This is a genomic window from Paraburkholderia lebeckiae (assembly GCF_050436325.1).
In the GTDB taxonomy this organism is placed as follows: domain Bacteria; phylum Pseudomonadota; class Gammaproteobacteria; order Burkholderiales; family Burkholderiaceae; genus Paraburkholderia; species Paraburkholderia tuberum.
On the sequence record NZ_JBNDLZ010000002.1, the window covers coordinates 1281223 to 1294215 of the forward strand.

General features: G+C 63.0%; 12 protein-coding genes. 4 read left to right on the forward strand and 8 right to left on the reverse strand.

The annotated features are described in order from the left end of the window. Window positions 1–36: 36 nt before the first annotated feature. The 5 genes from OKW44_RS09070 to OKW44_RS09090 form a co-directional block, all read right to left on the reverse strand. Window positions 37–852: a fumarylacetoacetate hydrolase family protein gene (locus OKW44_RS09070; protein WP_018424725.1), complete on the reverse strand. Its 816-nt coding sequence runs from the start codon at window positions 850–852 to the stop codon at window positions 37–39. Between the two features lie 9 nt (window positions 853–861). After that, the gene (gene frc, locus OKW44_RS09075; RefSeq protein WP_018424724.1) at window positions 862–2109 is read right to left on the reverse strand and encodes a formyl-CoA transferase; all 1248 of its coding nucleotides are present in this window, start codon (window positions 2107–2109) and stop codon (window positions 862–864) included. A 24-nt stretch (window positions 2110–2133) separates the two neighbouring features. After that, window positions 2134–3897 (reverse strand): thiamine pyrophosphate-binding protein, encoded by a 1764-nt coding sequence (locus tag OKW44_RS09080; protein WP_026226574.1) that lies wholly within the window; start codon window positions 3895–3897, stop codon window positions 2134–2136. A gap of 456 nt (window positions 3898–4353) precedes the next feature. Then, window positions 4354–5073: a GntR family transcriptional regulator gene (locus OKW44_RS09085; RefSeq protein ID WP_013091210.1), complete on the reverse strand. Its 720-nt coding sequence runs from the start codon at window positions 5071–5073 to the stop codon at window positions 4354–4356. Next, window positions 5051–5269, reverse strand: a complete 219-nt coding sequence (locus OKW44_RS09090; protein ID WP_018424721.1) for a hypothetical protein — start codon at window positions 5267–5269, stop codon at window positions 5051–5053. The genes OKW44_RS09085 and OKW44_RS09090 overlap by 23 nt, the downstream gene beginning before the upstream one ends. A 372-nt stretch (window positions 5270–5641) precedes the next feature. Between OKW44_RS09090 and shiA the strand changes: the two genes are divergently transcribed. The 3 genes from shiA to OKW44_RS09105 all read left to right on the forward strand — a co-directional run bounded on the left by shiA (window position 5642) and on the right by OKW44_RS09105 (window position 8920). Beyond that, a complete protein-coding gene (gene shiA / locus OKW44_RS09095) occupies window positions 5642–6961 on the forward strand; it encodes a shikimate transporter (protein ID WP_018424720.1) in 1320 nt (439 codons plus the stop codon). Window positions 6962–7377: 416 nt separating this feature from the next. Beyond that, a complete protein-coding gene (locus tag OKW44_RS09100; RefSeq protein ID WP_018424719.1) occupies window positions 7378–8781 on the forward strand; it encodes an L-lactate MFS transporter in 1404 nt (467 codons plus the stop codon). Window positions 8782–8791: 10 nt separating this feature from the next. Beyond that, a complete protein-coding gene (locus OKW44_RS09105; RefSeq protein WP_018424718.1) occupies window positions 8792–8920 on the forward strand; it encodes an MFS transporter small subunit in 129 nt (42 codons plus the stop codon). Window positions 8921–8994: 74 nt separating this feature from the next. Here the strand turns inward: OKW44_RS09105 and OKW44_RS09110 are convergent, their stop codons facing one another. From OKW44_RS09110 to OKW44_RS09120, 3 genes are all read right to left on the reverse strand, one after another. Next, complete coding sequence (locus OKW44_RS09110; RefSeq protein WP_026226573.1) at window positions 8995–10029, reverse strand: SGNH/GDSL hydrolase family protein; 1035 nt, start codon at window positions 10027–10029, stop codon at window positions 8995–8997. A gap of 132 nt (window positions 10030–10161) precedes the next feature. After that, on the reverse strand, window positions 10162–10587 hold the full coding sequence (locus OKW44_RS09115) for a DUF3830 family protein (RefSeq protein WP_018424716.1): 426 nt from the start codon (window positions 10585–10587) through the stop codon (window positions 10162–10164). Window positions 10588–10887: 300 nt separating this feature from the next. Continuing rightward, a complete protein-coding gene (locus OKW44_RS09120) occupies window positions 10888–11799 on the reverse strand; it encodes an AraC family transcriptional regulator (protein ID WP_018424715.1) in 912 nt (303 codons plus the stop codon). A 182-nt stretch (window positions 11800–11981) separates the two neighbouring features. Between OKW44_RS09120 and OKW44_RS09125 the strand changes: the two genes are divergently transcribed. After that, on the forward strand, window positions 11982–12983 hold the full coding sequence (locus OKW44_RS09125) for a helix-turn-helix transcriptional regulator (RefSeq protein ID WP_018424714.1): 1002 nt from the start codon (window positions 11982–11984) through the stop codon (window positions 12981–12983). Window positions 12984–12993: the final 10 nt, after the last annotated feature.

Genomic DNA, 12993 nt, shown 5'->3' on the forward strand with positions numbered 1-12993 from the left:
GCGATGAAAAGCAAGAGCCGCGAGGCCCGGCCCTCGTCAACCGACGTTCGCGGTATCGCCCGATTGTCGCGGCTCGTCGCGCTGCGCCGCGCTCAAGGTATTGGTCAGCGTGCCTATCCCATCGATCGTGATCGAGACCGTTGCACCGTCCTTGATCGACCCCACGCCCACCGAGGTGCCGCACGCAATCACGTCGCCGGGTTCGAGCGTCAGATCCTGCGATATCAGACTCACCTGCTCGGCCGGCGAAAAGACCATATCGGCGAGCGGATAGTTCTGACGCTCGGCGCCGTCGAGCGTGGTCAGGAGGCGCGCCGCCCGCCAGTCGAAACCGGAGACGATGGCCGGCCCCAGGCAACAGAAGGTATCGAAGCTCTTCGCGCGACACCACTGCGGAAAATGCGGATTCTCGTTAAGCAGATCGGCGGCGGTGACGTCGTTGACGAGCGTGTAGCCGAAGATCGCCGCCTCCGCCTGCTGCGCATCCACGTCGCGGCAACGCTGGCCGATCACGATGCCGAGTTCGCCTTCGTAGACGATCTTGCCCGCGTAGTGACGCGGCCGGCGGATCGGCTCGCCCGCGCCGATCACCGACGCCGCCGGCTTCAGCAGAAACAGCGGATGCATGGGCACGGGTTTGTCGAGCTTCGCCGCGAGCGCGTGATAGTTATTCCAGAGCGCGACGATCTTACCGGGCGAGCACGGCGCCAACGGCGTCAATGCGCGCAGCGACAGCACTGCGCCGGTCGGCACCGGCTGCGCGAGACTTTCGTACTCGTGCAGATAGGCGCCTTCGACACGGCCGAACACGATGCCGCCGTCGCCCGACATGAACCGCATCCACGTCTGCATGCCTCGCTCCTAGATTGCGCCCGCCGTGCGCAGCGCCGTGATCTGCTCGGCCGAATAACCGAGCTCGGCCATCACTTCATCGGTATGTTCGCCAAGCAGCGGCGAGCGTTTGACGTCGGTCGGGCTGTCGGACAGCTTGATGGGATTGCCCACTGTCAGATACTTGCCGCGCTTCGGATGATCGACTTCGACGATCGTGCCGGTTTTGCGCAGCGACGGCTCCTCGGCAATTTCCTTCATTGACAGGATCGGGCCGCACGGAATGTCGTATTCGTTCAGGATCTGCATCGCCTCGAACTTGGTCTTCGTCATCGTCCAGCGTTCGATTTCTGCGAAGATCTCCTTCAACCGCGGCAGGCGCGCGGGCGCCGTCGCGTAGTCGGGGTCCGTGGCCCACTCCTCCTTGCCGATCACGTTGCAGATCTTCGCCCACACGGGCGCCTGCGTGATGAAGTAGATATAGGCGTTGGGGTCGGTCTCCCACCCTTTGCATTTCAGAATCCAGCCCGGCTGGCCGCCGCCCGACGCGTTGCCCGCGCGCGGCACCGCTTCGCCGAAGGTGCCGTTCGGATATTGCGGATACTCCTTCATCACGCCGGTACGGTCGAGCCGCTGCTGGTCTCGCAGTTTGACGCGGCACAGATTGAGCACGCCGTCCTGCATGGCCGCCAGCACGCGCTGGCCGCGTCCGGTATGCGTGCGTTGATAGAGCGCAGTGACGATGCCGAGCGCGAGATGCAGCCCCGTGCCGCTATCGCCGATCTGCGCGCCGGTCACGACCGGCGGGCCGTCGTCGAAGCCGGTGGTCGAGGCCGCGCCGCCCGCGCATTGCGCGACGTTCTCATAGACTTTGCAGTCCTCGTAAGGTCCCGGGCCGAAACCCTTCACCGATGCGACGATCATGCGCGGATTCAATTCCTGAATCCGCTCCCACGTAAAGCCCATCCGGTCGAGCGCGCCCGGTGCGAAGTTTTCGACCAGTACGTCGCATTTCTGGATCAGCGATTCGAGCACCTGCTTGCCTTCCGGATGCTTGGTGTCGATCGTGACCGAGCGCTTGTTGTGATTGAGCATCGTGAAGTACAGGCTATCCACGTCGGGAATATCGCGCAGCTGCTCGCGCGTGATGTCGCCCGCGCCTGCCCGTTCCACCTTGATCACGTCCGCGCCGAACCATGCGAGCAATTGCGTGCAGGTCGGCCCCGATTGCACATGCGTGAAATCGAGGATGCGCACACCGTCGAGTGCCTTGGCCATGTCGTATCTCCTGAACGATGAGGGTTATTTGTACATGGTCTGGTTCTTCGTGCCCGGTGCGTACTCGCGCGGGTCGACCCAGATGTTGACCACCGCCGAGCGGCCGGTGCGATGAATCGCTTCGCGCGCACTCTGTAGCGCGCTCGCGATCTGCGCGGGATCGCGCACTTCCTCGCCATAGCCGCCGAGCATTTCGGCGAATTTGCTGAACGGCACGTCGCCGAGCAGATTGCCGACGTTGCCGCGTTCTTCGCCGTATTTGGCAAGCTGGCCGTAGCGGATCTGGTTCATCGCCGAGTTGTTGCCGATCACCGCGAGATACGGTGCGCCGAAGCGGTTCGCGGTTTCCATGTCGAACGCGGTCATGCCGAACGAGCCGTCGCCGTAATAGCAGAGCACTTCCTTGTGCGGATGGGCGAGCTTCGCCGCCAGCGCGAAGCCGGTGCCGACGCCGAGCGAGCCGAGCGCGCCGGGGTCCATCCACTGCCCGGGGCGGCGTGGGCGCACTGCTTGCGCGGAGATCGTCACGACGTCGCCGCCGTCGCCGATATAGACGGTGTCGTCGGACAGGAACTCGTTGAGTTCGTACGCGACGCGATACGGATGAATCGGCGTGCTGTTCGAGCGGAACAGCGGCATCAGTTTTTCGGTCGCGCTCGCTTCGGCGTCGCGCAACTGCGCCATCCATTTGCGGCGCGCCTGACGCTTGTCGTCCTTGATACGACCGCTCGCGGCCTGCAGTACCGCGGCGAGGATCGCGCCCGGATCGCCGACGAGCCCCAGATCGATATCGCGATTCTTGCCGACGGTTCGATAATCCATATCGATCTGCACCAGCGTCAATTCCTTGCTGATGCGTCGGCCGTAACCCATGCGGAAATCGAACGGCGTGCCGACCACGATCAGCACGTCGGCGTTCGCGAACGCCTGCGAACGCGTGCGATCGAAATGATGCGGATCGCCCGGCGGCAGCAGCCCGCGGCTCGCTCCGTTGAAATAGCCCGGAATCTCGATGCCGCGCAGCAGCGCGATCGCTTCCTCGTGACCGCGCGCGGTCCACACCTGCTGGCCATACAGGATCGCGGGGCGTTCCGCATCGACGAGAATGTCCGCCAGTTTCTCGATGTCGCGCGGGTCACCGATCGATTTCGTCGACGCGCGATAGCGGCCCGGCTGCGGCACGACCGCGCGCGTCGCGTCGACTTCGCGGTCGAGCACGTCGCGCGGAATTTCCAGGTAGGCGGGACCGGGCGCGCCGTTGAAGCATTCGCGCGCGGCCATCGAGATCATGTCCGCGACGCGCTCGGTACTCGACACGCTCGCGGCGAACTTCGTGATCGGCGCCATGATGTCGACGTGCGGTAGGTCCTGCAGCGAGCCCATCTTGTGCTGCGTGAGCGCGCCCTGCCCGCCGATGTGCAGGATCGGGCTTTCCGAGCGGAACGCGGTCGCGATGCCGGTCACCGCGTTCGTGCAGCCGGGGCCGGCGGTCGTCACCACGCAGCCGAGCTTGCCGGTCTGGCGCGCGTAGCCGTCGGCCGCGTGCGCGGCGACCTGCTCGTGGCGCACGTCGATGATGCGGATGCCTTCGTCGACGCAGCCGTCGTAGATATCGATGATGTGGCCGCCGCACAGCGTGAAGATCGTGTCGACCCCCTCGTTTTTCAGCGCCTTTGCGACCAGATGGCCGCCCGACACGACGCCCGCTTCGCGGGTCTTCTGCTTGAGCGTGTCGTCGGCGGTCGTGGTGGCCGTGGCCGGACTCAGGGATGAAACAACTTCAGACATGGTCATCTCCTCATCAATCGGATGTGCAACGGTTATCGACGGACGCGTCCGCTTCGATATACGTCCGGTTGCACCGACGTCTCACGGCTTGGAAGATACCGTATGTGATATATCACATTCGTTCAAGGCCAATTTCGAGACATAGACGGCGCGAAGTTGTGCTGCTCGAGCTTGCTAGCCGCAGCTTTGCGCCGAATCTACAAGGCTCTGCGGCAGTCATTTCAAGGGAAAACACCAGGTCATGCGTTATACCGGTCACTGTTGATATATCACATACCATATTTTCACGACCGTCAAGCAAGGTTATCCCGCAGCGCGGCGGCGACCTCGTTTTTGTTTGCCGTTCGCCGCCGCGCGAGCTGCGCATCGTTCGAAGTGCGCGCACGCAAAAAAGCCCGCGGTGCTTGCACACGCGGGCTTTTCGCAATCAGCAGCCAGGCAGCGTCTACGACGCCATCAATCGAGGAAATCGCAATTGGCTTCGACGAACGCCGCGAGATCGAGCGAATGCTGGCGCGTGAGCCGCTCGGCGAGTTCGGTATCGCGCTTTTCGAGCGCCTCGATGATGCGCAGATGATCGACGATGGAGCGCGCGGCCCGGTCGCTCTGCGAGATGGTCATGCGCCGGATAGCGCGCACGTGGATGAAGATGTTCTTGATCGTGTCGAGAATGATCTGCGACTTCGACAGCTCGACGATCGCTTGATGAAACGCGATGTTCGCGTCCGAATACTCGGCGATATGCTCGGCCGGCGTCGTGTCGCGGAAATTGTCGAACATATGGCGCAAGCGGCCGATTTCCTCGTCGGTCGCGTGCAGCGTGGCGAGCCGCGCGGCCATGCTTTCGAGCGCGGCCCACATCTGGATCATCTCGACGATTTCGCGTTTGCTCTTGCGCACGATGTAGATGCCACGCCGCGGCACCATGCGCAGGAAGCCTTCCTGCTCGAGCAGCGTCATCGCTTCGCGCACCGGCGTGCGGCTCACGCCGAGCGATTCGCTGAGCACGCGCTCGTCGAGACGGATTTCTTCGCGATTCTGGTAGATATCCGCGTCGGCGATTGCCTGACGCAGCATCGCATAGGCCTGATCGCGCAAGCTCGCGCTCGCGCCGATTGGCTGCAACGACAGGGTCAACGGGGTGGCCACTGTTTCAGTTGGAAGTTCTGACGACATTCATCGCCTCTGCTTGAACACACGCGCGATTCGGCGCCGCCGTTTTGCCGCGCCGCTCGCCCAGACCGACGAAGCGGCCATGTTGCGATGCAGGTGCAGCGACCGATTCGGGAATCCAGTCGGTCAGCAGAACGGTGGCGGCACAGCCCAACCCAACGACGGCCATGGCGAACAGCGCAAGAGGCACGAATTCCACGTGTAACTCCGGATGATTGAGAAGATTGATCCCTCAATCATATGCTGCAACGCCGCATTTTTCAATATTCCGTATGTAGTATATCAATACCTGTTGTTTTTAAGATTACTTTCACGGTAGCACGCTGCGCGCTGCGTGGGTTCGTCCACATCTTCCCCGCGACGGTTCTCCGTGGCGCTCGGTGTAAACACGCAAAACGCGCGCTATCCGCGCGGCCGCGTGCGATGATCGCGCATTTTCTCCATCACGCGGATTGTGAATTCCGGGTGGCGTCATTAACCTTCCGGACATTCCCTCTGCGGATCGATCGCGTCGAAAGCCTTGCCCGGCGGCGCGATCGATTAAAGCACATATCACATTGAAGGAGACTCGATGAGCACCGCCCACCCGCAGGCCACAGTGGCCACTCACCGCAATGCGCGCAGTCAGGCTCGCAAGGCCGCGCTCGGCAGCTTTATCGGCGCCGTGGTCGACTGGTACGACTTCCTGTTGTACGGCATCGTCGCCGCGCTCGTGTTCAACGCCGAGTTCTTCCCGAACGTCGGCCCGGCGATGGGCACGCTTGCCGCGTTCGCGACCTTCGGCGTCGGCTTTCTGTTCCGGCCGCTCGGCGGCTTCGTGTTCGGCCATTACGGCGACCGGCTCGGACGCAAGCGCATGCTCGTGCTCACCGTGATGATGATGGGTCTGTCGACGGCCGCGATCGGTCTGCTGCCGGCGTTCTCGACGATCGGCTGGTTGGCGCCGGTGCTGCTCGTCACGTTGCGCGCAATCCAGGGCTTTGCGGTCGGCGGCGAATGGGGCGGCGCGGCGTTGATGGCCGTCGAGAGCGCGCCCGAGAAAAAGAAGGCGTTCTACAGCAGCGGCGTGCAGGTCGGCTACGGCGTCGGGCTCGTGCTGTCGACGGGACTCGTCGCGCTGATCAGCCGCTCGATGGACAACGCCGCGTTCCTCAGCTGGGGCTGGCGTCTGCCGTTTCTGTTCAGCGTCGTACTGGTGCTGATCGCGCTGTGGATCCGCTCCAGCATGGAGGAATCTCGGGAGTTCGTCGAGAAAGTCGGCCAGCATGGCGAGCGCCGCGTGCGCCTGCCGATCGTCGAAGCGCTGCTGCGCCATCCGAAAGCCTTCCTGCTGATCATCGCCCTGCGGCTCGCCGAGCTGTTCACGATGTACATCGTGACCGCGTTCGCGCTGAGCTACTCGACCACGAACCTGCACATGCCGCGCGAGTTTTTCCTGACGATCGGCTTCGTCGTCGGCGCGCTCAGCTGCGTGACGATTCCGTGCTTCGCCTGGCTCGCGGATCGCTTCGGCCGCCGTCGCATCTATATGCTCGGTGCGCTGGTCGGCGTGTTCAGCGCAGTGCCGTTCTTCCTCGCGCTCGAAGCGCGTTCGACAGTATGGATCGTCGTTTTCGCGGTGATGCTTGCCAACATCGCGCACGACATGGTCGTCAGCGTCCAGCAGCCGATGTTCACCGAGCTGTTCGGCACCGAGTACCGCTATAGCGGCGCCGGTGTCGGCTATCAGGTGGCGAGCGTGGTCGGCGGCGGCTTCACGCCGTTCATCGCGGTCGCGCTGGTCAGCTTGGCGGGCGGCTCGTGGCATCCGGTGGCCGCGTATCTGGCGATCGGCTGTCTGATTTCGGTACTCGTTGCAGCACGCATGAAGACCGGGCGCAAGATCGATTGACACCGGCGGAACTCGCCGTCGATACACGACGGGCCGGCGCGGCGAAGAAGCCGCGCCGGCCCGTTTCTTTTTGTGCTGCGCGTCGTGCGCGGCTCGCTTATTGGCGAATTTGCATAGTGGCTCTAGTCGGAAGCGCGGAGCAACCGGCTCCGAGCGTCCCACGATTTGCACGATCGCGTGAAGAATATCCGCGTTTCACCAGGTTCACACCTTATGTCCGCGTGATTCATATTGCGAAGCCATCGTTCACGTCCTATTGTTCGAGCCAGGCACAATTTTGGGTGCGTGGATCGGGATCATATGAAATAAAAGTACATATAACGATGACGCGACGACCTGCGCAAAGTTACACTCCGCCGCCTCAAGGTAAATGCACGAAGCGCCGATAAACAGAACAACTGTAAGGAGACCCACTTATGAGTAGCATCAGCGAGCCGGGCGGCCAACGAGGTTCAGCCCCATTTTTTTCCAAACAGGCCACCGTCGCACAGCCCGGCTTTTCGCGCTGGATGGTGCCCCCCGCGGCGCTCGCCGTGCATCTGTGCATCGGTCAGGCCTATGCGTTCTCGGTATTCAACGGACCACTGACCAAAGTGATCGGCATCACGCAGTCCGCGCCCGATGACTGGTCGCTGACCGCGCTCGGCTGGATCTTTTCGCTCGCGATCGTGTTCCTCGGTTTGTCGGCGGCATTCGCGGGCAAATGGCTCGAACACGTCGGTCCGCGCCGCACCATGTTCACGGCAGCATGCTGTTTCGGCGGCGGGTTCCTGGTGGCCGCGCTCGGCGTCTATCTGCATCAGATCGTGCTGCTATATCTCGGTTACGGCGTGATCGGCGGGATCGGGCTGGGGCTCGGTTATGTGTCGCCGGTGTCGACGCTGATCCGCTGGTTCCCGGACCGCCGCGGCATGGCGACAGGCATGGCGATCATGGGCTTCGGTGGCGGCGCGATGATCGCGGCGCCGTTGTCGGTCGCGCTGATGAACCACTTTCATAGCGCAACGAGCGTGGGCGTCGCGGAGACCTTCGTCGTGCTCGGCATCGTCTACTTCATCTCGATGACGATCGGCGCGCTCGCGATCCGTGTGCCGCCCGCCGACTGGAAGCCGGCCGGCTGGACGCCGCCCGAAGTCACGCAGCACCGGCTGATCTCGCGCAACCACGTGCATATCGATCAGGCGTTGAAAACACCGCAGTTCTATCTGATCTGGTTCGTGCTGTTCCTGAACGTGACGGCCGGGATCGGCGTTCTCGGCCAGGCCTCGGTGATGATCCAGGAGAGCTTCAAGAACACCGTGACGGCGTCGGCTGCGGCCGGCTTCGTCGGATTGCTTTCGCTGTTCAACATGGGCGGACGTTTCGTGTGGTCGTCGGCATCGGACTGGATCGGTCGCAAGAACACCTACGCCATCTTCTTCGTGCTCGGCGCGGTGCTCTACTACCTGGTGCCCAGCTTTGCCGCGAACGGACAGATCGCGCTGTTCGTGCTGACGTACTGCATCATCCTGTCCATGTACGGCGGCGGCTTCGCGACGGTGCCGGCCTATCTCGCCGACATGTTCGGTACGGCGTTCGTCGGCGGCATTCATGGACGGCTCCTGACCGCGTGGGCGGCGGCGGGTGTAGCGGGTCCGGTGCTCGTCAATTACATCCGCGCCTATGAAGTCGCGAACGGTGTCGCCAAAGCAGACGCGTACACGATGACCGTGCATATCATGGCCGTGCTGCTCGTAATCGGCTTTATCTGCAACCTGCTGGTCAAGCGTGTGGATGAGAAGCACCACATGACCGATGCACAAGTCGCCAAGGGCGCGTGAGGAGATCCGTATGTCGACCGTTCAAACCGTACATCCGACCAACAAGGTGATGCTCGTGGTGTTCTGGGTGTATGTGATGATTCCGCTTGCCTGGGGGGTGATCAATACGCTGACGCAGGCGATGAAGTTGTTCAAGTGATGACCTGATGGGGTGCGCACCCCGGCCTGGTTGAGGGGCGGGGTGCCGATAGCGCGCCCCGCCTTAGTCTTCCCTCACCGCCCCAACCCGCTATGCGCGATCTGCTGCTCGACGAACTGCGCAAATAACGCATGCATATGCGTCGTCGGATGCAAATCATCGGCGAACATGTAAGTCTGATCCGCATTGGCGCTCACATAGGTCGCCGGCGAACATAGCAGCGCGGTGTCATCGGGCGTTTTCTTCGGATCGCAGGCCTGCCCCGTATTCGACACGGTAAAACCGTTCGCCTGAAAGCTTCCGATGACCTGATTCGTCCACGTGTACGAATCGACCTCGATCACCTTCGACTGCAGCCCATCGGTTTGCAACGCGGTATTCAACGTAGCGTTGAAAAGCTGCGACAACTGCGTGAGGTTCGCGCCACCATCGGCCGAAGCGAGCCCCTTCGGCGACAGCCCGATATTCGGCAGATTGATCACCACCACGTGCGCGCCGCCGTTCTGCACGATCTGCCCGACGAGCTGGGCGAGCGTCGTGGCCGCCGCCTGCACGATCGGCGCCGCGGCGGGCAGGTTGCCGGCGCGGAGCACATCGTTCGCGCCCACCCACACGAGCACGAGCTGATTGGCGTTGAAGCTGCCGTGAGCGCTCAGATAGCTCGACAGTTGCTGATTGACCGGCATTTCGATGTCGCCGATGACGTCGCTCAGATAGTCGTACTGGTTCGCCGGCGTCGCCACCGTCGAGCCCCCTTCCGCATAACCGAAGCCGCTCTGCGCAGTCAGCTTATGCGTGAAATCGATCGTGAACGCGGCGCTGAGCGTATCGCCGTAGTATTGCGCGACCTGCTGGGCCCACACCTGGCCGGGATTGGTCGTGAAACGCCCGCCTCCCACCGCGCTCGCGAGCGGCGCATAAGTCCCGACGTCCGACAGGCTGTCGCCGAACGACACGACCTGCAGCTTGACGCCGCCAGGCGGCTCGGCCGCCGTGCTGCCGCCGCTACTCGACCCGCCGCTGCTGTCACCGCCCCCGCCGCAAGCCGAGAGCAGCACGATCGACATGGCAAAAACTACAGCGCGGATCTTGTCATTTATTCCTCGCATTTGCTCCTCCTCGCCGGGCGGGCCTGACGGTGTCGAGTACGTCACCTGCGTGATCGGTGCCGGATTGGCGCCCGATCGCCGACGGCTCTTCGAACAAGCATCACATATGCCCAGCAAGGAAATGCGGCCCGCTCAAAGCCTCTCGAACACCACCTCCTGCGCGCCTTCCCACAGCACCTTCGTGCCGAGCTCGCGCAGTTTTTCCTTGCCTTCGACGATCGTCAGAAAATGATTGCCCGCGAGTTGCCCCATCTTGCTCGCGAAGCAGCATGAGCCATATGCGAGGATGATCTCGGTCTCGCTATAGCCGCCCGGATAGAACAGGATGTCGCCGACCGATGGATGGCTCGTGTGATTCTCGAAGCCGACCGCGACGCCGTCGTTCTCGAGCTTGAATTCGCCGAGCGGCACCCAGCAGCCCTCACCGCTCCAGCGCACATGGATCAGCTTCTGCCGGTACGGCAGCAGCTTCAGGAACGCGGCCACGGTCTGCGGCGCATCGGGATGGGTTTCGGCGATGAAGGCGTGGCCGCAGGCGGTCATCTTGAGTCGGGTCATGGCGCGTTATCCGGTATGTGGGGTTCAAAAGCGGTTCGATTCTGTCGTCCGATGCAAGGTTTCGACAGATACAGTTGTCGGCGCCGCGGTCAGTCCAGTTAGACCACGTCCGATCGCGGGCGGCCGGCCGAACCGCGAAGCCTTGCGCTACGCACCATGCCAGTTTGCACCGCGCGCCGCCACGAAAGTTCGTAGTTTGCAAGCCGCGCAATGCAAAGCACACTGCGCGAGTGCGTGATTCCGACTGTAGAAAGGCGAGCCGTTACGACGTGCGCAGGCAAGCATCAGCCGGCGTGCATCTCAACCGCGCAGCCGGTAGGCGAGCGGCGTCGCACCATAGCCACGCTTGAACTGCACGGAGAAATGACTGGCATTCTCGAAGCCAACTTCGAGCGCGATTTGCAGCACGGTTCGATCCGTGGCGCGCAGCAGCCTCGCCGCTTCCTCGAGCCGCAAGCGCGTCACGAACTGATGCGGCGTCTCACCGGTCTCGCGGCGAAACACCCGAGCAAAATGAAAACTGCTTAGGCCGGCCTGCTCGGCCAGTTCGGCGATCGCCAGATCTTCGGCGAGATTGGTGCGGATGTAGTCGGTCACTCGGCGGATCCGGCGCGGCACCAGCCGTTCGGGCCGCGTCGCGCCGCCGCGCCGCGCGGCGTTGCCGCTCGAATAGTGCTGCAGCAGGTGCGCGGCGAGCGCGTGAGCCAGCGTATCGACATACAGACGCGAATCGGCCGGATCGCGGGCGGCGCGATGCAGCGCGGCAAGCATCGCGGCGATCAGCGGATCGTTGAAGCGCATCGCGTCGCCGAGCGACAGTTCACGCGACGCGTCGAGCCCCATCTGTTGCGCGACGCTGTCGATCAAATCGCGCTCGATGTGCACGTGCAACGTAGACAACGGCTCGTCGCTGATCGAATGCCAGCGCCATGAGATCGGTGTGGGCGGCACGAACCACAGGTCGTTCACGCGCATATCGGCGCTTTCCCAAGCACCGCCGAGGTTGCGTTCGAGATGCTCGGCGCCGCTCGCGAGCGTCATCAGCGTGAAGTCGCGCAAACCGGGCGCTTCGAGCAGGTCTTGCCGCACCGGCTCGAGATACGAGCGCAGCACCAAATGCCGCCACTCGCGATCCACGCTCGACACGAGTCGCTGGCCGGCCATGTAGCGGTCGTAGGCGAGCGTCGTCGTGAGCTTGGGAATTCGTGCCATCACATCCCCTCGAAGGAGGTGCCGTATGGAAGGAGAAACGCCGCCGTACCTGTATTGCCGGTCCACTGTCAGCGCAAGATCACAAAAATGATAGCAAGGAACCGGCTACCGACATTTCACGAAATCGCTAATCATTGAGGTTGTCGTCTTTCACGCGTCTAGAACGCCGGAGCTACCGTTTCATGGAACATGAATGCGATACGCTGCCGCAATGGCTGACCGGCTCGCCGCAAGGCGAAGCCGGGCACGCGTCGGCAGCACACCCGAGAGCGGCATCCGCCCAACCGGCTTACCCGGCCGGCGCGCGGCACGCCGCGAAATCAGCCCACGCGGCTGAAGCAGTGAAGATGTCTCCCCGCGCCGCGAATGGTGCGGTGCGCAATGGCTTTCTCACTCTGTTCACCGAGGAAGAGATCGGCACACCGTCGCCCGCGGCGCGGCGTTCCGCGCCGCTGATCAGTCCGCTCGGACGGTTCGGCAGCGCGCAGGACCGCATGGAGTTCGTGCGTCAGCGCATCAGGCAATTGGGCTTCGACTCGTTCAGCTATACCGCCACGCGCACGTCTTCGCATCACAAGACGATGTTCGTGTTGACGAGCTACGAGTCGCAGGCATGGCTCACGCGCTATTTCCGCGAGCGCTATTTCGAGCTCGACCCCCGCGTCGCGCTCGCGTCGCCGACCGGCATGCCGTTTCTGTGGAATACAGCCGACCTGCGCGCCGATCTGCCGCGCGCGCAGCTGCGCAGCGAGCGGCTCGGCGCGCTGATCGACATGCTGGAGGCGACCGGCCGCAAGAGCGGGATTCTCACGCAGATGCCGCTGCCGGAGCCGGAGCTGAGCGCGAGCCTGTGCTTCAATTCGGAGATCGGCAACCCGCGCTGGATGACCGAATCGATCGTCGCGGAAACGCTGATGTTCGCGCACTCGATTCATGAGTTCATCTGGACGCACGCGAAAAGCGTGATCGGCATCGCGCCCGCGCAGCAGCAGTGCATCGCGCTGAGCAAGCTGCAGCACGCGGTACTGAAGGCGGTCGTGCAAGGGCAGCGCGACAAGGAAATCGCGTATTTCCTCGGGCTGTCGCCGCATAACGTCGACTATCATCTGCGGCGCTTGCGGCAGCTGTTCAACGTGCGCAACCGCGTGCAGTTGATCAATGTCGCGCAGGCGTATCTGTCGTAGTCGGCGACTC

Coding starts and splice junctions, on each gene's coding strand:
- OKW44_RS09070 (WP_018424725.1), bottom strand. CDS start 852: ATGCAGACGTGGATGCGGTTCATGTCGGGCGACGGCGGCATCGTGTTC.
- OKW44_RS09115 (WP_018424716.1), bottom strand. CDS start 10,587: ATGACCCGACTCAAGATGACCGCCTGCGGCCACGCCTTCATCGCCGAA.
- OKW44_RS09105 (WP_018424718.1), top strand. CDS start 8,792: ATGTCGACCGTTCAAACCGTACATCCGACCAACAAGGTGATGCTCGTG.
- shiA (WP_018424720.1), top strand. CDS start 5,642: ATGAGCACCGCCCACCCGCAGGCCACAGTGGCCACTCACCGCAATGCG.
- OKW44_RS09080 (WP_026226574.1), bottom strand. CDS start 3,897: ATGTCTGAAGTTGTTTCATCCCTGAGTCCGGCCACGGCCACCACGACC.
- frc (WP_018424724.1), bottom strand. CDS start 2,109: ATGGCCAAGGCACTCGACGGTGTGCGCATCCTCGATTTCACGCATGTG.
- OKW44_RS09110 (WP_026226573.1), bottom strand. CDS start 10,029: ATGCGAGGAATAAATGACAAGATCCGCGCTGTAGTTTTTGCCATGTCG.
- OKW44_RS09125 (WP_018424714.1), top strand. CDS start 11,982: ATGGAACATGAATGCGATACGCTGCCGCAATGGCTGACCGGCTCGCCG.
- OKW44_RS09120 (WP_018424715.1), bottom strand. CDS start 11,799: ATGGCACGAATTCCCAAGCTCACGACGACGCTCGCCTACGACCGCTAC.
- OKW44_RS09085 (WP_013091210.1), bottom strand. CDS start 5,073: ATGTCGTCAGAACTTCCAACTGAAACAGTGGCCACCCCGTTGACCCTG.
- OKW44_RS09100 (WP_018424719.1), top strand. CDS start 7,378: ATGAGTAGCATCAGCGAGCCGGGCGGCCAACGAGGTTCAGCCCCATTT.